At 39.0% G+C, this 18,695-nt stretch carries 15 protein-coding genes and 1 pseudogene; 10 read left to right on the top strand and 6 right to left on the bottom strand.

Annotated elements, in window-relative coordinates:
* Window positions 1-29: 29 nt before the first annotated feature.
* Together KK060_RS11495 and KK060_RS11490 are read right to left on the bottom strand one after the other, a co-directional pair.
* A complete protein-coding gene (locus tag KK060_RS11495) occupies window positions 30-746 on the bottom strand; it encodes a LytR/AlgR family response regulator transcription factor (RefSeq protein WP_254153877.1) in 717 nt (238 codons plus the stop codon).
* Window positions 743-1,606, bottom strand: coding sequence for a sensor histidine kinase (locus KK060_RS11490; protein ID WP_254153876.1), 864 nt, complete (start codon window positions 1,604-1,606; stop codon window positions 743-745). Before KK060_RS11490 ends, KK060_RS11495 begins: the two co-directional genes overlap by 4 nt.
* Window positions 1,607-2,275: 669 nt before the next feature.
* On the opposite strand from KK060_RS11490, the gene KK060_RS11485 reads away from it, so the two are divergent.
* From KK060_RS11485 to KK060_RS11465, 5 genes and pseudogenes are all read left to right on the top strand, one after another.
* Window positions 2,276-2,953: a response regulator transcription factor gene (locus KK060_RS11485; RefSeq protein ID WP_254153875.1), complete on the top strand. Its 678-nt coding sequence runs from the start codon at window positions 2,276-2,278 to the stop codon at window positions 2,951-2,953.
* A 38-nt stretch (window positions 2,954-2,991) separates the two neighbouring features.
* The gene (locus KK060_RS11480) at window positions 2,992-4,371 is read left to right on the top strand and encodes a HAMP domain-containing sensor histidine kinase (RefSeq protein ID WP_254153874.1); all 1,380 of its coding nucleotides are present in this window, start codon (window positions 2,992-2,994) and stop codon (window positions 4,369-4,371) included.
* A 90-nt stretch (window positions 4,372-4,461) separates the two neighbouring features.
* The gene (locus tag KK060_RS11475) at window positions 4,462-5,139 is read left to right on the top strand and encodes a universal stress protein (protein ID WP_254153873.1); all 678 of its coding nucleotides are present in this window, start codon (window positions 4,462-4,464) and stop codon (window positions 5,137-5,139) included.
* Window positions 5,140-5,197: 58 nt separating this feature from the next.
* Window positions 5,198-6,130, top strand: coding sequence for a bestrophin family protein (locus KK060_RS11470; RefSeq protein ID WP_254153872.1), 933 nt, complete (start codon window positions 5,198-5,200; stop codon window positions 6,128-6,130).
* A gap of 199 nt (window positions 6,131-6,329) precedes the next feature.
* Window positions 6,330-8,420, top strand: a pseudogene (locus KK060_RS11465) (glycoside hydrolase family 97 protein).
* A gap of 52 nt (window positions 8,421-8,472) precedes the next feature.
* Here the strand turns inward: KK060_RS11465 and KK060_RS11460 are convergent.
* Entirely contained in the window at window positions 8,473-9,765 is a 1,293-nt protein-coding gene (locus tag KK060_RS11460; RefSeq protein WP_254153871.1) for an acetyl-CoA hydrolase/transferase family protein, read from the bottom strand.
* 276 nt (window positions 9,766-10,041) lie between these two features.
* Here KK060_RS11460 and KK060_RS11455 point away from each other — a divergent pair, with 276 nt between their 5' ends.
* The 3 genes from KK060_RS11455 to KK060_RS11445 all read left to right on the top strand — a co-directional run bounded on the left by KK060_RS11455 (window position 10,042) and on the right by KK060_RS11445 (window position 15,326).
* Window positions 10,042-11,556 carry a GAF and PAS domain-containing protein gene (locus KK060_RS11455; RefSeq protein WP_254153870.1) on the top strand — a complete coding sequence of 505 codons (1,515 nt, stop codon included), beginning with the start codon at window positions 10,042-10,044 and terminating at the stop codon, window positions 11,554-11,556.
* A gap of 1,526 nt (window positions 11,557-13,082) precedes the next feature.
* Window positions 13,083-14,756 carry a sodium/sugar symporter gene (locus KK060_RS11450; protein WP_254153869.1) on the top strand — a complete coding sequence of 558 codons (1,674 nt, stop codon included), beginning with the start codon at window positions 13,083-13,085 and terminating at the stop codon, window positions 14,754-14,756.
* Between the two features lie 159 nt (window positions 14,757-14,915).
* Window positions 14,916-15,326 carry a hypothetical protein gene (locus tag KK060_RS11445; protein ID WP_254153868.1) on the top strand — a complete coding sequence of 137 codons (411 nt, stop codon included), beginning with the start codon at window positions 14,916-14,918 and terminating at the stop codon, window positions 15,324-15,326.
* On the opposite strand, the gene KK060_RS11440 is transcribed toward KK060_RS11445, so the two are convergent.
* Window positions 15,298-15,546: a hypothetical protein gene (locus tag KK060_RS11440; protein WP_254153867.1), complete on the bottom strand. Its 249-nt coding sequence runs from the start codon at window positions 15,544-15,546 to the stop codon at window positions 15,298-15,300. The two genes, KK060_RS11445 and KK060_RS11440, sit on opposite strands and share 29 nt — an antisense overlap.
* A 120-nt stretch (window positions 15,547-15,666) precedes the next feature.
* Entirely contained in the window at window positions 15,667-15,909 is a 243-nt protein-coding gene (locus KK060_RS11435; protein ID WP_254153866.1) for a hypothetical protein, read from the bottom strand.
* 224 nt (window positions 15,910-16,133) lie between these two features.
* On the opposite strand from KK060_RS11435, the gene KK060_RS11430 reads away from it, so the two are divergent.
* Both KK060_RS11430 and KK060_RS11425 read left to right on the top strand, forming a co-directional pair.
* Complete coding sequence (locus tag KK060_RS11430) at window positions 16,134-16,526, top strand: hypothetical protein (RefSeq protein WP_254153865.1); 393 nt, start codon at window positions 16,134-16,136, stop codon at window positions 16,524-16,526.
* Window positions 16,527-16,833: 307 nt separating this feature from the next.
* On the top strand, window positions 16,834-18,156 hold the full coding sequence (locus KK060_RS11425) for a hypothetical protein (protein WP_254153864.1): 1,323 nt from the start codon (window positions 16,834-16,836) through the stop codon (window positions 18,154-18,156).
* A 53-nt stretch (window positions 18,157-18,209) separates the two neighbouring features.
* Here KK060_RS11425 and KK060_RS11420 read toward each other — a convergent pair whose 3' ends face one another.
* Complete coding sequence (locus tag KK060_RS11420; RefSeq protein ID WP_254153863.1) at window positions 18,210-18,674, bottom strand: MaoC family dehydratase; 465 nt, start codon at window positions 18,672-18,674, stop codon at window positions 18,210-18,212.
* Window positions 18,675-18,695: the final 21 nt, after the last annotated feature.

Raw genomic sequence — 18,695 nt, 5'->3', positions numbered from 1 at the left:
AGGAGTTATGCAGAAAAGTACGGACAGAACTATTCGAAGGACTTACTCTTTACATATTCCTGAAATTGCTCTTTGTATTTCTCTGCAACGGGTATGGTCACCCTTCCGAAGATGATTTCATTTCTTTGTATGGTTTCTATTTTGTCAAGGTTTACAATAAAAGACCGGTGAACCCTCATAAATTTCTTCTGTGGGAGGTTCTCTTCAAGTACTTTAAGGCTCATGAGTGAAAGTATGGGTCTTTCTTTCCCTACGAGGTGAAATTTTACGTAGTCTTTCAACCCTTCTATGTAATTAATTTCATCAAATGCAATCTTTATTATTTTGTATTCTGATTTTACGAAAAGGCTGTCTTCTTTAATTCCTTCCTGAAAGTTGGATTTACTTACAAGATCAAACCACTCTTTGGCTCTGTTCGCCACCTCCAGGAATTCTTTATAACTGAATGGTTTCAATAGATACCCTAATGCATTAACCTTAAACCCCTCCAACGCATACTGTTCAAACGCAGTTGTAAAAACTACTTTTATTCTACTGCTTAATGTTTGAGAGAAATCTAATCCAGTAACGTCAGGCATCTGGATGTCTAGAAAAAGAAGCTGAACATCGTTACGCTCCATTTGCTTCATTGCTTCAGCCACACCACTACACCTGGCAACGAGGTTAAGAAATGGTGTTTTCCGAATATAGCTCTCTATTATATCCAGGGCAAGTGGTTCATCGTCTACTATAATACAGTTAATCATAGTTTTACTGTAAGTATGGTTGAGTAATAATCTGCATCAGACGTAACATCAATTGAGTGTTTATTTGCATACAACAAGTTTAATCGCTTTTTAAGATTCTCTAACCCTATTCCTGATCCGCTTCTGTCGTTATCCTTCTTGGGAAAGGATGTGTTTTTGATGGAGAATACAACTTCCTTTTCCGTTGTTATTTTTAAATCCATATGAATTTCAGAGGGCTTATCGGCACTTATACCATGTTTAAAACTGTTTTCAATCAGTGAGATAAAAAGCAATGGTGCAATTGTATAACCGGAAGTTTCTTTAGGAAAGGCGTAAGTAACTTTAACATTATTTGTTACGCGCAATTTCATCAGGTCTATGTAATGGTGCATAAACTCAATTTCTTTGGTAAGAGACACATATTTTTCATTGCTGTCATAGATTAAATAGCGCATGAGCTTGCTGAGTTGCAGTACCGCTTCCTGTGCTTTTTCCTGGTTCTGAATTATAAGACCATAAATATTATTTAAGGTGTTAAAAAAGAAGTGGGGGTTAAGCTGGTTCTTCAGATTAGCTAATTCTGATTTAAGGTGTTCCCGCTCCAGATCCTTGCGAACATCTTCAGAAATAAACCATTGTTTTGTAGTACGTATGGCTACAGCAATTCCGGTTGTCATTGTAAAAGCAATAAGGGCTCGCATAATCATATCGGATGCAGGCGGTCCTAGGTGATGTAGCGGTTTTACAATGTTGCCATGTGCATCACGCATATGTGGTATACTTAAATTTGTTGATGACCTGGAATGGAAGAAGGTCCGCGTAAACTCCATTACAGCTCCGCTGGTACTATATAAAACAATATTTGCTACGAAGAACACGACGAGCTTTTTGGGAAGTAACAATCTGGGAATTAGAAAGAGATAATTGGTATAGAATACTATTCCAAAGAAAAATGGTAGAATCAGGCTTCGAATGTAGGAATCAAAAGTGATAGGCAGGTTGTGGTTTCCCGAGAGTAGGGGGATATTAAATATCAGCACCCAGATTAGGATATGTAAACCGATTTCAATGTTTCTACGTGTATGGTTCTGTCTAGACGTCATTAAAAAATCAAAAGGAATTAGAACGTATACTAAAGATATTCAGTGAAAGGCGTTTTTTTAACATTGTTCTAGATAATTGCCGATATTGTATAGAAGAACTGGGGAGAATATGACTTCAATTTTACAGCGTAGACAAAAAAGGGTCGTCCGTCGACTTAAATTGTGATAACGCAGACAAGCAAACACCGAAAACGTAAAAAGTACGTTCTTACACAAAGAATCACAAAAGTTTTTCAGAGAGGGTCTTTTCTTTTGTGCTTTAGGCCTTTGCGCAAGCAAAGGCTTTTTTATTTATAGGAAGTTCCACATTCTAATCCTTTTCTAATACCGAAAGGTGTCTGCATACGTACCCATTCGTCAAGGCAAGTTTTGGAAACAATCTGTGATTGCTTTTATTTGAAAATAAACAAGTAACAGAATTGCCTGTTATCATAATAAAAACATATGAAAATATTGTTGGTTGAGGATGAGCCGAATGTGGTTTCTTTTGTTCGACGAGGACTCATGGAAGCTGGTCATGAAGTTTCTGTGGCAATGGATGGAACCACAGCATGGCAAATGATTCAAAACGATGTTCCTGATATCATTATCCTCGATATTATGTTGCCGGGAATTAACGGCGTAGAGCTTTGTCGCAAGATAAGAAGTAACAACATTAATACATCTATTATAATGCTTACAGCATTAGGCACGTCCGAAAATGTTGTTACAGGACTCGAATCTGGCGCTGATGATTATATTATTAAGCCATTTAAATTTTCTGAACTCCTTGCCAGAATTGGTGCTGTTACCAGAAGAGCTTCAGGTAGTGGAAGTCAGGGGAGTACTATTGTAATAAATGATCTTACCATTAATACGCGAGGTAAAACTGTATTGCGTGGTGAGGAGAAAATTAATTTAACAGCTACGGAATATAACCTTCTTGAATTTCTTGCCAGAAATAAAGGACGTGTATTTTCCAGAGCAGAAATACTAGAACGTGTATGGGATATTAATTTTGAAATGAATACCAATGTTGTTGACGTTTATATAAATTATTTGCGAAGGAAAGTTGACAAGCAAAGTGATAAAAAACTTATTCATACTGTCGTAGGAATGGGATACGTACTTCGCGAGGAGTGAACATAAAATAAATATCTGTCACAGATATTAATTATTCAATGAGAATCAGGACAAAAATATCATTAGTATTCACACTTATTACAGCTGCTACTATACTTTTTCTAAGTGGCTTTGTTTATGTAGTTTCTTTTCAGCATTCATTAGGCTTTTTTTTTACCAGGTTGAAGGTTAGGGCTACCATTAGTGCCGAAAGTCATTTTGAGGTAAATGGTGAAAGTAGTACAAGGGTTAGGGAAATTCGTGAGCGCCATCTTCAACGGCTCCCGCAAGAGGAGGAATTTTTTTTTAATAACGATTCTTCTGTTTATAACGAAATAAGTAAGGTATTACCTAAACTACCCGAAACTTTTGTTGATGAAGTAAAGCGTAGTGGTGTGGCAGAATATAGCAGAGGTTTTTTACGTTATGCAGGTATTAAATATACTACTGAAAATGGCGATCATATTGTAGTAGCCAGAGCATACGATGAAAGTGGTGAAGATCAGATGACTTTCCTCAGAAATATTTTGTTGGCAGGTTCCGCATTAAGCTGTGTTTTTGTATTTGGACTTGGGCAGCTCTTTGCTAAACGCATAATGCGTCCTATATCTTCTATTGTTTCTAAAGTACATGGTATTACTGCTTCTAATCTTAATGACAGGCTGGATGAGGCTCAGGGCGACGACGAGCTTGCAGAGATGGCAGGTACATTTAACGACATGTTAGATCGCCTGGAAACTACATTTGAATTGCAAAGTAATTTTATTAGCAATGCTTCACATGAACTGCGTACTCCGCTTACAGCAATTCTTGGTGAAGCAGAAATAATTCTTGCTTTGCCTAGAAATCAGGAAGACTACGTGAAGTCCATTAGAACCATTCAGTATGAAGCGAAAAAACTGGAAGACGTAACAACAAGCCTCCTCAGACTTTCACAAATCAGCTTTGATGGTAAAAAGCAGAAGATCGAACCTGTGCTGATGGATGAGTTGTTAATGAGTATTAAAATAACGCTGGATAAGCGAATGCCCGGTAACCAGGTAAAGGTATTGGTGCAGCATGTTGATAATAACCCAGACTTCTTTACGATTGTATGTGTACGTGTATGGATGGAACTTGCTCTTATTAATATCATACAAAATAGTATTAAGTATTCTGACAATAAAGAAGTGTTGGTAACGCTATCTGCAGGAGATGGCGACTTTTTTGTTCATATTTCTGACTATGGAATCGGTATCCCGCCTGAAGAAATTCGACATATTTTCGAACCCTTTTTTAGAGCAAGTAACACTTTTAAATATGAAGGGCACGGTATAGGGCTGCCCTTGGCAGCTAGAATTATTCGATTACATGGCGGAAGGATCAATATTCATTCTAAAACCAACGCCGGCACTAAGGTTACATTACAATTTCAGCAAAGCGGCGAGATTAAAACCTGATTAAAGCAATTTTTAGTACATTCTAATTTGAGGTTAAGAGCCCACTAATAACCATACCGTTTTTTAGCACAATACTAAAAACGTAGGGTTATGAAAAACATTCTTATTGCAACTACTTATCAAGCAGACACGCTTCAGGCTTTAAAAATTGCCGCCGATTTCAAGAGAAAAGACGAAGGAAATATTATCCTTTTAAGCATTTCAGAGGTGTCAGACTCAATTACAGACTTACTTTTTCTTTCTTCCCACGAGCATATTGATCAGAATAAGCGAAGCGTCATATTAAGCTCATGGAATGAAATAAAGAGACAGAATAATTTTTCGGCGTCCCTGGAAGAGCATCATCAATTTGGTATGTCAAGACCTATATTGGATCAGCTACTCCAACGCTTTAATGCCGATATGGTTATTGTTCCCTTATCCTTTCAGCATAGCAAGCAATATATTCATAAACTTGTTTTAAAACTGCTACATAAGAGTGAGTGTCCTATGATGCTTCTTCCTGAAGAACAAAAGCTACCGCTTGATATTCAACGCGCACTCTTCCTGGATCAAGTCGGACAACCGCTTACTTCCTCTATTCAAAATTTGCCGTTTCATATTATACATCAGTCAATGGTAAATACAGAGCATACAGAAGATCAATCGTTAAAAATTCTTATAGAAAAGTTGAGCATTAATCTTATCGTACAGGCAAAACGCAAGAGCGAGATAGCAGAGGATAATTCTCACGTTGTTAACCTTGGCTTACCAGTACTTGCAGTGTGAGTAATCGCACTGGTGGTATTGTAACGTATAGTATTTCTGGTTTTTAAATAATTAAAACATGTTGTTGAAGAAGAGCATTCCGTGGGGATATATACTTGGCAAAATTAAGTATGAGATTTTGGTAGTTGCATGTTATGCATTAGCATTTGGGTTATGGCATGAAAATCTTAACCTGCATCACATCACCATTCCCTTAACAATACCAACAATTATAGGAACGATTATCTCATTATTGCTTGCATTTCGGTCTAACCAGGCCTATGACAGGTGGTGGGAGGCACGTATAATTTGGGGAGCAATAGTGAATGATTCTCGGTCGTTGATCAGGCAATTGCAATCATTTATAAATGATCCTGAGTTTTCTGTTGAGGTAAGCAAGTTTACAGAACGCTTTGCCAAAAGGCAGATATTCTGGTGCTATAGCCTTGGCCAAATGTTGCGTAATCAGGACCCGCTCGGGCATGCAAATGAATATCTTTCAAAAGAAGATTTTAAATTTATTAGCACACATGGGCATGTTCCCAACGCATTACTTCTCCTTCATGGCCGTGATCTTAAATATTGTTTGGATGAAGGACTGTTGAATCCTTTTCAACAAGTAGAGCTTGATAAAACCCTTACACGTTTGTGCGACTCCATGGGAAAATGTGAGCGGATCAAAAAGACTGTATTTCCAACAACTTATGGGTTATACATAAATTTCGCGCTGTATCTTTTTATTACACTTCTTCCTTTCGGTTTAACCGAGTATGTGGGTTTAGTGCTCGTTCCGCTTATCATTCTCATATCGGCTGCTTTTCTGTTTATTGAAAAGATGGCTATTCATCTGCAGGATCCGTTTGAAAATAAACCAACGGATACACCAATGACATCTATTTCGCGTACAATTGAAAAAGATTTGAGAGAGATGATCCGTGATTATGAATATGTTCAGGAAAAACATACAGCATCGGGACATAAGGTAGCTGAAAAAGACTTTTATATATTATAAGGTTAAAGAAAGGGTAGGAATGCCCTTTCTTCATTCTACGTTCCCATTGCATCATTCTCATTAGAATCGCTATTGCCTGGTAAAAGAAGTCCTGTGATTTATTTTCAAATACCAGCTAAGTAAATAATATTGCATGTCAGCGGTAGCATCTCAAGTCGATGCTATGCTTTCTATTGCTAAACCATAAAATAGTAAACTAATGAGAATTTTAATCACGCTGCTTTTTAGCGTATGTCTCCTTGCGGGGTATGGGCAAACCATAAAGTCGCCGGATGGAAACCTTTCCCTCACATTCACATTGCTGGATGAGGGCATTCCGGCTTATGATCTCACTTATAAGCAAAAATCTGTTATTAAGACCAGCAAGCTTGGTCTTGAAACACAAAATGTACCTTCTTTTGTAAAGGGCTTTACAGTAACAAAATAGGAAGAAGCTTCGGTATATTATTCGTGGGAGCCTGTTCTTGGTGAGCAACAAACTATCCGCAATCAATACAATGAGTTATCGCTCACACTCGCACAAAAGGATCAAAATGATCGTTTTATTAAAATACGTTTTCGCCTTTTTAATGATGGTCTTGGCTTTCGTTATGAGTTTCCTCAACAAGATCACCTTAAGTATTTCATAATTAAAGAAGAGAAAACCGAGTTTAACCTTGCAGGTGATCATAAGATCTTCTGGATTCCTGGCGACTATGATACCAACGAATATCCCTATACAACATCTACTATTTCAGAGATTCCTGGGTTAATGAAAAAGGCTACCGTTCAGATAACGGCACAACAACCTATTAAAAATCCTTCTGTACAAACGCCAGTTATGATGAAGTCCACAGACGGACTTTATATCAATATCCATGAAGCGGCATTAATTAACTATCCTGCAATGGCTCTGAATGTAGAAGGATTTAAGCTTAGCGCACACCTTGTGCCTGATGCTGTTGGTAATAAGGGATATATGCAAACAGATGCTCAAACTCCCTGGAGAACAATAATAGTAAGTGATAAAGCAACGGATATATTGTCATCAAAGCTCATTCTTAATCTCAATGAACCTTGTACTTACGAAGATGTATCTTGGATTAAGCCTGTTAAATATATAGGCGTGTGGTGGGAGTATTTTGTATCGGGTAAAAGTACCTGGGCTTACAGCGACGTAACCAATGTAAAACTTACTGACGACTTCAGTAAGTTTAAACCAAATGGAAGACATGGTGCCACTAATGAGAATGTAAAAAAGTATATTGACTTTGCTGCAAAGCATGGTTTTAATGCTGTGTTGGTTGAAGGATGGAATATTGGATGGGAGGATTGGATTGGAAATTGGAAAGAAGAAGTTTTTGATTTCGTAACACCCTATCCTGATTTTAATGTAAAGGAGTTGAATGCCTATGCTGAGTCAAAAGGTGTAAAGCTTATTATGCATCACGAAACCTCTGCCTCCGCCACAAATTACGAGCGAAGATTACATAAAGCGTTTCAATTCATGAAAGACAATGGATACAATGCCGTGAAGACGGGCTATGTAGGTGACATTATTCCCAGAGGTGAGCACCATGACAGCCAATGGATGGTAAACCATTATATCCACGTAGCACGTACTGCAGCAGATTATAAAATTATGGTGAATAGCCACGAGGCAGTAAGGCCAACTGGTTTAATTCGTACTTATCCTAACTGGATCGCGCAGGAGTCAGCCAGGGGTACAGAATTTGAAGCGATGGGTGGTCTTTCGCCTGATCATACTACCATACTTCCTTTCACAAGATTAAAAGGAGGACCTATGGATTACACCCCTGGTATCTTCCAGACAGACCTTTCTTATTATGGCACAGGAAGTACGCAACGGGTAAATACTACGCTTGCAAAACAACTTGCATATTATGTAACAATGTATAGCCCGTTGCAAATGGCAGCAGATATGCCCGAGAACTATGAACGTTTTGCCGATGCATTTCAATTTATTAAAGACGTAGCTGTTGATTGGGATGATACGTATGTGCTCGAAGCAGAGCCTGGAGATTATATCACAATCGCACGCAAGGCAAAAGGCAAAGACGAGTGGTTTGTGGGAGGTATTACTGATGAAAATGCACGTACAGCAAATATCAATTTCTCATATCTGCCAAAAGGAAAGAAATTTACAGCAACAATTTATGCAGATGGAAAAGACGCGAGCTGGAACGGAAAGCAGCAAAGTTATACCATCAAAAAAATTACTGTAACATCTGAAAGCAAGTTAAAGCAACAACTGGCACCGGGAGGAGGAGTTGCTATAAGCATTAAATAACTTCGATTTGAAAATCAAAACAGAAGAGGGGCTTAAAAGCCCCTCTTCTGTTTTAATAATATGTTCTTTCAAACTCGTAGTTTTTGAAGCGTTCAAACGCAGCACGCTCTAATGTTTCGCGGTGGTTAGGGTGAGCTATTTCAATAAGTGCTTTGGCCCTTTGTCTTAAATTCTTGCCATATAAGTACGCTACGCCATATTCTGTTACAATGTAATGGGCATGCGCCCGTGTGGTAACAACACCTGCTCCTTGTTTTAGGAAAGGTGTGATTCTTGAAATCCCTTTTGATGTAGTTGATGGCAGAGCAATAATCGGTTTACCTCCTTCTGAAAGGGCAGCTCCTCTCATAAAATCCATTTGTCCGCCTACGCCAGAGTAATGGTAAGTACCAATAGAATCAGAACATACCTGACCCGTAATATCAACCTCAATCGCACTGTTAATTGCAGTTACCTTAGGATTTGTTCTTATTACGGCAGTGTCATTTACATAATCAATACCAAGAGCAGTAACAGAAGGGTTGTCATCTACCCAGTTGTAAAGCTTCCTGCTTCCCAGCAGAAATGACGTAACAGTTTTTCCTTTATGCTTCTTCTTATGCTGATTAGTAATTACACCCTTTTCTATCAGGGGAATAATACCATCAGAAAACATCTCCGTGTGAACTCCTAATTCCTTATGATTAGTAAGGCTGGCCAGTACCGCATCCGGAATGGATCCTATTCCCATCTGTAGGGTAGCTCTGTCATCTACAAGATCAGCGCAGTAAGAACCAATGCGCATTGCTATTTCTGAATCGGAGTCAGTACTCACAACTTCAGGTAACTCCTGATTTGCGTAAACTACAGCATCAAAATCATCAATATGAATAATTCCTTCACCGAGCGTACGAGGCATTTTTTCATTTATCTGGGCAATAACATATTTTGCTGTTTTTACTGCTGTTGCAGCAATGTCGACCGATACTCCCAATGAGCAATATCCATGCTTGTCAGGCGGCGAAACCTGCACAAGCGCAACATCGAGCGAAAGAATATTTCTTCTGAAAAGAATAGGAATTTCACTTAGAAAAATAGGAACGTAATCTCCGCGCCCGTCATTAACAGCATCACGTATATTAGGCGATACGAATAGAGAATTCATTCTAAAACTGTCTTTGTATTTTTTGTCTGCCAATACTGCATCACCTTGTAGACTGATACTTACAAGCTCTACATTCCATAATTCATTGGCCCGGTCTGCAAGTTTTTTAAGCAGGTAATGTGGGGTTGCTGCACCGCCGTGAATGAAGACTCTGTCTCCTGGTTTTACTATTTTTAAAGCTTCTTCTGCTGTGGTAATCATAAATGTTGAAATAAATAGCGTGAATAATTATTTAGCCTTGCTATTGCTTTGCTTAATGCTATATACGTTACAAAGAACCGAGCCGATCGTCTTTCAATTACTGATAGTTGTCTGAAAAACAGCTGATTTTAATCATACTTCTCTGTGAACACTATTGATAAAAAGCACACGAATGGCTGACTTTCATCATGTTTTTCCTTGCACTGATAATGGACCTTGCGGCAGTAAAAAAAGGGCCGGTGAGTAGTTTTCTTAAGTTTCACAAAAAAAATAATTATGGAGAAGCACGAATACCCATCTTTTAAAGACAAGTTTTTGATGGTAAAATCAAACAGCTTCAAATATAGTCTTGCTTATCTCGGATGCTTTCTCGGTTTTAGTCTGATTGCCATTGCAATTGTCGTAGATATAGTAATCAGTAAAGCTTCATTTAATCTTCAAAACATTGCAAGGCTTTATGAAACAAATCCGGTTCACTGGATTATTTTAACCTCTCCTTTCTTTCTTACTGCATTGTTCTTCATCATGGGTAAAATGATTACGGAGCGCGAACTTCGTATAGATCAGCAGTTGGAGAAGGAGAAGCGCCAGCTTACATTATTAGAGCAGTTTATCAACGCGCTCGAAAACGAAAGGTTTGATACATCAGTATCCTCCTCTTTTGACAACAAAAAACTTGCAGGGCAGCTCGAAAGTTTTAGAGATAAACTATATGAAGGTAAAATAACAGAAGAAAGAAGATTGTGGGAAAACCAGGGGCTTGCATCTTTTGGTGATTTACTCCGCAGGTTTAACGGCACCGAAAAGCTAGAGGATGAAGTGATTCGTTTTTTGGTTAAATATTTATCCTGTAATCAGGGATCTCTTTTTCTCTTAAATGAAAATAACTCTGAATTGCTCCAATTAAAGGCGTGCTATGCCTTTGATAAAAAGAAATATGTTTCTGGCTGTATAGCAGTCGGGCAAGGCCAGGTGGGGCAGTGTTTTCTGGAAGGGGAAACCATATATCTTTTAGATGTACCGCAGAACTATATAAAGATAACCTCGGGACTTGGTACTGCCAATCCAAATTGTATTGTAATTGTTCCGGTAAAGTATAACGAGCAGGTTACAGGAGTTATAGAGGTGGCATCGTTCACTAAATTAGATAATAACCAGGTCAAGTTTCTTGAAAAATGTGCAGAGGCTTTTGCTTCAGTAATACAGTCTGCAAGAATGAACCAGAACGTAAAACAACTATTAAACGAATCGCAGCAGCAAACTGAAGAGTTGCGTTCTCAGGAAGAGGAGATGCGCCAGAATATGGAAGAACTTCAGGCTACGCAGGAGCAGATCTCCCGTCAGATGGAAGAAAATAATCAGGTGAAGTTGCTTTTAGAGGCACGTGAAAGAGTACTTGCTCTTACAACTATTCTTTCAGAATCAGATTTATACGGCACGATTACTTATATTAATCCTAAGTTTACAGAAGTCTCTCAGTATCGTCCTGAAGAATTAATAGGAAAGGGTCATAATAAAGTAAGGCACCCTGATATGCCTAAAGAGTTGTTTAAGATTATGTGGTCTAGAATTAAAAAAGGGGAGATTTTTCGCGGTGTGGTTAAAAATAGAAAGAAGGACGGTGGACATTATTGGGTTGATGCGGTAATCGTACCTGTTTTTCAAGATGGAAAGATTATTAAATATATAGGGGCGAGGTATCATATTATAGATGATATGCTGGCGGAGAAATTATATGAGAAACAATTAATCGCTTTAGGTATAGAAAGCAATCTGATTTTACAGGACTAGTTTAAGCACTGATGCGTTGAGCCTTCAGATGTTATCATTTCTCGTGGGCTTGCTGATTAAAAAATTTTTCCTGGCTGGACGGGTAGGGCAGGAAATGTGCAGCAAGAGTGCAGAAATCGTTTAGCTCGCCCTTTACTTCGGATATTTGTATGGTAATCTTTAATTCAACTTTTGACAACGGGCTGTTAAAGCCCTTAAATATGTTGCCTTAAAAAAGGAGGAACAGGGCTACAATCCAATTAAATTCTCTCGTAAAGGGTAGCTTGGTTCTATCAGCAACACTTGTTATCAAGTTTCCAGTAGTTGCAAACTACCAACCCGGTTAAGTAACTAGAATATTATGCTATCTCAAGCCATCTTTTTGTGTTGTATAAACGCTAAACGAATGGGCTTAAGCTTGTGCCAGAAATAGTTACTTAAGGACAATCATTAATGATTGATACGTGGATACGGTATTTTAGAAGATGCCATAAATAATTGGTTTTTAAACGAAAATATCCTGATCGATTGTCAAATTGTGTCAAAACGAAATTAACCCCACCTTTTTATGAGAAATTTTGAAATAAGTGTTTTTATCAGCCCGAAACATCATGAATAAGTCATAGATAAGCCATGGATGAGCCATGGATGAGTCATGGATGAGTCATGGATGAGCCATGGAACTCCATGCCCCACATCCTCCACTTAAAAGACAATCGTTTGGATAAACAGGCAGAAATTTCAAGGCTGCCTTTGCTCAGTCTAAGGAAATATTAAGGAATCCCCAAAAGAAGGCTTATTTCCTGCAAAGGCAAAGCTTAAGCTATCAAGGCTTATACAGCGGCTGTGGATGAAGTAAGGGTGAGGTTAAGAATATTTATACCAGAAAGTTAAATGGAGAGTGGGTGACGGCGTGAAATTAGGGTATTAAAAAAGACTTTACTGAAAATGAGGTAAAGGTTGCGGTGTTGGGTGCGGAAGGAAAAAAATAACAGCAGAGTTTGCAGCAAGAAAGGAACCTGAAGTTATACTGAAGAACGTAAAATGAAAGAAGTGATAAAAGAAACACTTATTCAATAGGCACACATACCGAAATCAGCGGTGCTTTCGTTGATTAGCAGTTGCGCAATTTTAAAAACAGAGTGCCTTGATAAACCGCATTGAATACAAATGCATCGGCTTCAGCTTCCAATGTTGAAGGGTAATTCTATTGCGGAGAATGTTAATGCGTAATACTCCAGAATGCTTTCTATTGCAAGCAAAAAGCACGTACCGTTTCTCCTTGTGTTGCGGTGATTTTTAATCAAGTTTAATAATGCTTAAGCTTTTTATATTAATAGAGAATGAGACAAAGCAGAAACATGATGTGTTTCGCAACCGCAAATTCTCTTAATAACCATTCATTGAATAGTCTCTGTTTCTGCTTACGAAAATTTTGCAACTATCAAAAAAAGCACCATTTTTAACGGCAACTTAAATTGTCAAGGACCGTACTACCCAAATTTTGATCCTAAACTATTTAAGAACCAAACTACTGTAAAAAACCTATGCAGAAACTACACACGCCGGACTACATTGTCTTTTTAATTTATTTTATCATCGTAGCCGGATATGGCTATTGGGTCTATTGGAAAAAGAAAAAAGCGGTAACTGATTCAAAAGATTTCTTTCTCGCCGAAGGTTCTCTTACCTGGTGGGCTATCGGTGCTTCGCTTATTGCCTCAAATATCTCAGCTGAACAATTTATTGGCATGTCCGGCTCGGGCTTTAAGATGGGTCTGGCTATCGCAACGTACGAATGGATGGCTGCCGTAACCTTGATTGTTGTTGCTGTATTCTTCATGCCCATTTATCTGAAGAATAAGATCTATACAATGCCTCAGTTTCTCACGCAGCGTTACAATTCTACCGTAAGTACAATAATGGCTGTGTTCTGGCTTCTGCTATACGTAGTCGTTAACCTTACTTCGATATTATTTCTCGGTGCACTTGCAGTAAGTACTATCTCTGGTATTGACTTCTGGGTGTGTATGACAGGCCTTGCGGTTTTCTCGATCATCATTACACTTGGCGGTATGAAGGTAATAGGGTTCACAGATGTTATCCAGGTATTCTTCCTTATTCTTGGGGGGCTCGCAACAACTTATCTTGCGCTTAACCTTGTATCAGAGAAATTTGGTTCTACCGGTGTGTTCGAAGGTTTTTCGTTCCTGATGAACAAAGCAGATGATCACTTTCACATGATCTTCAATCAGGCGAACGAAAATTATCTTGATCTCCCCGGCTTATCCGTGCTTATAGGAGGGATGTGGATCGTAAACCTGAACTACTGGGGATGTAACCAATATATCACTCAGCGTGCATTAGGTGCAGATCTTCCAACAGCACGAAACGGTATTCTCTTTGCCGCTTTCCTTAAATTGTTGATGCCAGTGATTGTAGTATTGCCAGGTATTGCAGCTTATGTTCTGTATCAGGAAGGCATGTTCCAGAACGAAATGATTTCAGAAGGTTCTTTAAATCCGGATAGAGCATATCCTGTTCTTCTTAATCTTTTGCCTGTAGGTTTAAAAGGTTTGGCTTTCGCAGCACTTACTGCAGCTATTGTTGCTTCACTTGCTGGTAAGGCTAATAGTATTTCAACAATCTTTACGCTTGATATCTACAAGAAGTTCTTCAAGACCGATGCTACCGAGAAGCAAATGGTATACGTAGGCCGTGTTGCAATTTTCGTGTCTATGGTTTTGGCAATGGCTATTTCTCCATTGTTAGGAATAGATAAAAAAGGAGGATTCCAGTATATTCAGGAATACACAGGATTTGTTTCTCCTGGCATCTTCGCCATCTTCATACTAGGTTTCTTCTGGAAGAGAACAACAGCAAAGGCTGCTCTCGTTGCTGCCGTTGCCACATTTCCACTTTCACTTTTGTTTAAAGTACTCCCCAACTTTGCGGACCTTTCTTGGCTAGGAAATATCGGATTTGCTGTACTTAATCCACAGTCAGCTCTTTTCGAAATTCCTTTCATCGACCGTATGGGATTGGTGTTTTTAATTGTGGTATTCCTTATGGTGGTTGTTAGCCTTGTAGACCCTGCAAGCAAGAACAACCCTAAAGCTTTGGACATTGAACCAGCAATGTTTAAAACACAAGGATCATTTGCAATAGGCGCGGTGATCGTGTGCGGCATCATTGCAGGTCTTTATTTGTACTTCTGGTAATAGAAACAATCTAACCCAAACAATAAAGCCACGGGGTCGCTCCTGTGGCTTTTTATTATTTATTCATATAGTGCTCAGTATGGAAAGCACATCATTAGAAATAAGTAATTAATATAAACATGGCATGAAGATTACTGTTATATAGAAAAAATCATTGCTATGAAACGGATCTTATACATAACGGCACTGCTACTGGTTCTTGTGGTTGGAGTAAACGCACAGGAAGTAAAAACTTCTTCTGAAGAAGGAACGAAAGAGTCAGTAGTGAAGAAGAAAACACGTAAACAGGACCATGCAAGTTTGCTGGCAGGTGCAATTCCGGTTGAACTCCTTGATATTCCTGATGGGCTTAGAATGACTTTACAGGAGAACAAGATTTACAGAGGCTGGGAAAATGCTTCCATCTTTTTCGTTGAAAATGCTAAGCAATATTTATTGCAGCTGATGAAATCAAATAAGAGTAAGATCTATCTCTTTGATGAAACAGGTAAGCCTATTATGGCAAAGGCAACAAGAAAGAATAGTTCAAGCGAGAATAATTCTAACATGCAGAAGACAGCAGGTCGCTAACATCGATCTGCTTTAAATACTTATTTAAGTCTGAAGTTTCGGCTGTGCAAATCCGGGAGATCTCTTTAATCTCGGTATCGTAATATTCTTCTATGAATGTGTTTTCGTAGAGATACAAAGTTACCCGGTAATTGTAATAACGTACAGACGCTATGACCTGGCCATTGAAATGAAGCACTATTGATTTTGAGTCAAGGTCTAGATGGTCGAATCCCTTCATACAATCCTGATTTTAAATGTGACTAATTACAGCTGCTTGCTCACATTGGTATGCTACAGTGCGGCCTCATGCTGTAAAGAAAATTTTTATGCCATCGTTACCGTCCCTTATCTTGAAGGGTTATCTTAAACTGGAGAGTACAATTCTGGATAGATATTTATCCAAGTCGCTATAATCTGCCAATGCAATCTTTTCAACCTGCCGTGTTAAAATATTATAGTATACTTCAATGAAATGGCTGTTAAGCGAATAAAGATGAATTCTGTAATCGTAAAACTCTATTGAATTTAAGAAGTGTCCGAACTCAGCTACCAGTAAAGCTTTATCTGTTATCGGTAGCTCATTAAATCTTACTTGTCTCATGCTACTTTCCCCTCATTAAAATGCAAGTGTATGTCTTTGCGCGGAGCTGGTCCGGGCTTGATTTCATTCGAAATTCATTTCTAAAAGTTTAAATTCTTATGCCATTGCAAGAGGTGTTTTACGAGCATGCTTATTATATCGATATCCTGCAGAAATAGAATTTGAAGAGCGAGATCACTCGTACGATGGCATGTTTCTTTGGTTACAATGCGAAAAATTTAGCTATGAAATACCGCTTATTAATATCTGGTCTGTTGATGATAATGGGATTAACATCAGCATTTGCACAGCAGGATTCGGTTCATCTTCAGCCTCCTCGTCGGCCTGATCCGAATATACCTACAAGCACGCAGCCTTCTATTCCTCAAACAAATGAGTACAATAGTACTGACCCGCTTATTCGCATCCGCTTTGATGCTGTTCCTTCTTCCTTACGAAGAAATCTCGAAGGCACCCAGTACCAGGGTTGGGAACAGTCAGAGATCTATCACAATAAAAAAACGAATGAGTATTCAATAGATATTCGTAGTGGTGACTCCATTAAAAGTTACCGATTCGACCGTTACGGCAATCCGGTAAATGTGAATAGTCCTTTAATTAAAGATCCGGAGAAATAATAAGATCTTTAGCTGTTAATAAAAAAGAAGAGCGTGGCCTAAACTTTGAAGACACGCTCTTCTTTTTTATAGAACATCTCGCAATAGCACATATGCTTCCCAGGTAGAAATTGATTTAAGCTGTCGACATTGGGCTTCAAAATGAAAAGCAGTGTGTATTAATCCTACAGGCAGCAATTGAAGCAGCTTCCATTCATCTTTATTACCATCAATCCAACGTTTGAACTACCAGTTCTTTCAGAATGGCATACTTTATTCTCTAAAGGGGCAAAGAGAAAGATATGTGGGATTTAAAAAAAGGATTATTATGAAGAAAATATGGTTAACAGTAGCTGGCTCCTTATTAATTGCAATTACGGCAACACATGCACAGGAGCGTAGCGATACAACGCGAACACGAACCAATCAGGAGTCATCGAATTATAGAAATACTGAAACACAAACTCCAACAGAAGACAATGAATCGTCTAGTACACTTTCACAACCTCCTCATGATGATGCTTCTATGCGTTGGAGAGCCGAGGATCTTGAAAGTGTAAGCCGCGAAGACCTTCCTGATGCTCTTGTTCAGACATTAAGTAACAGCAATTTCGAAGGTTGGGAAGATGCCACCATCTATAAAAACAAATCAAGTGAAGAATACATGATTGTGATGGACAACAATGGGAACCCAAGTACGCTTTACTTTGATAGGGATGGAAAACAAATTCCCCAATCAGATTTGAAATCAGGATCTCCTGACCAAACTACCGCTGGATCTTATGGTAACACTACAACTTCCAGCGATGCTTCATCTTCTTATGGTACAACCGGAGAGGATAGATCGTCAGAAGCCGCAACACAGCAAGGTAGTTCACAATATGGCACTGAGCCCGCTTCTGCAGGTACGCAGTATGGGACACAAGACCAAACATCCCCTAAACAGGAAAGAAAAAATAAGAAGAAGAGAAGTGGCTCAACTTCCGCAGGATCACAACCGGAATCAAATAGTTCTGCTACAAACTCAGGTTCAGGCGCTGTAGGCACTTCGGGTACAACGGGAAGTAGCACAACAGGTTCGAGCTATGGAGCTGCAGGAACTACTGGTACAACTGGCACCGGAACTTCCGGTAGCGGTACTACAACTTCAGGTTCAACTTATGGTACCTCAGATAGAACTACCAGTACTGATGTAACAGGCGGCGGATCTACAGGTACTTCCGGATATTCAGGAACAGCAGGAACTACAGGCACTGGTCCTGGAAGTAATAGCCCTTCGGGAAATACAGCAGGAACAACAACTCCTTCCGGATCATCAACAATGTCACAAACAGGTGATCAGGATAACGACGACAATTCAACTACCTCTTCATCAAGCCAAACATGGCAATCAACAGATCAGGACCAGGACAGAGACCAAACGCAGTGGCGCGCTGAAGATAGAGTGTTAGTAACTGTTGATGATATTCCTACATCACTGCGCATGACCTTGGAAGACGAACAATACGAAGGTTGGGAAAACTCAAGCCTCTACCGCAACAGAAATACCAATGAATATATGGTGGAAATAAGAGATGGTAGCAGCACCAAGACTTACTTCTTCGATAAGGACGGCAAGCCAAAAAATAAAGACAACGACAACAACAGATAAACCAATAGGGTGAACCGAAAAGCCGGAGGATATAATGTGTTCTCTGGCTTTTTTTATTTAAAGTGGTAGAGCAATACAACAGTTGCTGTAAAGGCCGGCTTTGGATTTCCTTTTATTTCAAGTTCTGCGTCAAGTCCTGCTTTTGCTACGCCTCTTAGATTAGTCAATGAGGCCAGTTTCACTTTAAGCCGGACTTCGCTGTCAACAATTACAGGTTGGTTAAACTTAAGCTTTTCAACGCCATAGTTGATCAGCATCTTAATATTATTAAATGTTGCAATCTGATTCCAGAGATGAGGCACGAGCGATACCGCCATGTAACCGTGTGCAATGGTTTTTTTAAATGGGCTTTCAACTTCTGCGCGTTTTTCATCAACATGTATCCACTGATGATCCATGGTGGCATCTGCAAAAAGATTGATCTTGTTCTGATCGATTTTAATATAATCAGATACTCCTATTTCTTTGCCTAGATACTGTTCAAATTCTGCGTAGCTGTTAATAAAAACTTTACCCATAGACTTATTTAATAATGCGCC

This window comes from Chryseosolibacter indicum (genome assembly GCF_018598585.1).
In the GTDB taxonomy this organism is placed as follows: domain Bacteria; phylum Bacteroidota; class Bacteroidia; order Cytophagales; family Cyclobacteriaceae; genus Chryseosolibacter; species Chryseosolibacter indicus.
The sequence above is the reverse complement of the archived record's forward strand: the minus strand, read 5'-3'. Positions and strand labels throughout refer to the sequence as shown.

Coding starts and splice junctions, on each gene's coding strand:
- KK060_RS11495 (WP_254153877.1), bottom strand. CDS start 746: ATGATTAACTGTATTATAGTAGACGATGAACCACTTGCCCTGGATATA.
- KK060_RS11460 (WP_254153871.1), bottom strand. CDS start 9,765: ATGATTACCACAGCAGAAGAAGCTTTAAAAATAGTAAAACCAGGAGAC.
- KK060_RS11485 (WP_254153875.1), top strand. CDS start 2,276: ATGAAAATATTGTTGGTTGAGGATGAGCCGAATGTGGTTTCTTTTGTT.
- KK060_RS11445 (WP_254153868.1), top strand. CDS start 14,916: ATGAAACGGATCTTATACATAACGGCACTGCTACTGGTTCTTGTGGTT.
- KK060_RS11475 (WP_254153873.1), top strand. CDS start 4,462: ATGAAAAACATTCTTATTGCAACTACTTATCAAGCAGACACGCTTCAG.
- KK060_RS11440 (WP_254153867.1), bottom strand. CDS start 15,546: ATGAAGGGATTCGACCATCTAGACCTTGACTCAAAATCAATAGTGCTT.
- KK060_RS11425 (WP_254153864.1), top strand. CDS start 16,834: ATGAAGAAAATATGGTTAACAGTAGCTGGCTCCTTATTAATTGCAATT.
- KK060_RS11470 (WP_254153872.1), top strand. CDS start 5,198: ATGTTGTTGAAGAAGAGCATTCCGTGGGGATATATACTTGGCAAAATT.
- KK060_RS11435 (WP_254153866.1), bottom strand. CDS start 15,909: ATGAGACAAGTAAGATTTAATGAGCTACCGATAACAGATAAAGCTTTA.
- KK060_RS11480 (WP_254153874.1), top strand. CDS start 2,992: ATGAGAATCAGGACAAAAATATCATTAGTATTCACACTTATTACAGCT.
- KK060_RS11420 (WP_254153863.1), bottom strand. CDS start 18,674: ATGGGTAAAGTTTTTATTAACAGCTACGCAGAATTTGAACAGTATCTA.
- KK060_RS11450 (WP_254153869.1), top strand. CDS start 13,083: ATGCAGAAACTACACACGCCGGACTACATTGTCTTTTTAATTTATTTT.
- KK060_RS11430 (WP_254153865.1), top strand. CDS start 16,134: ATGAAATACCGCTTATTAATATCTGGTCTGTTGATGATAATGGGATTA.
- KK060_RS11455 (WP_254153870.1), top strand. CDS start 10,042: ATGGAGAAGCACGAATACCCATCTTTTAAAGACAAGTTTTTGATGGTA.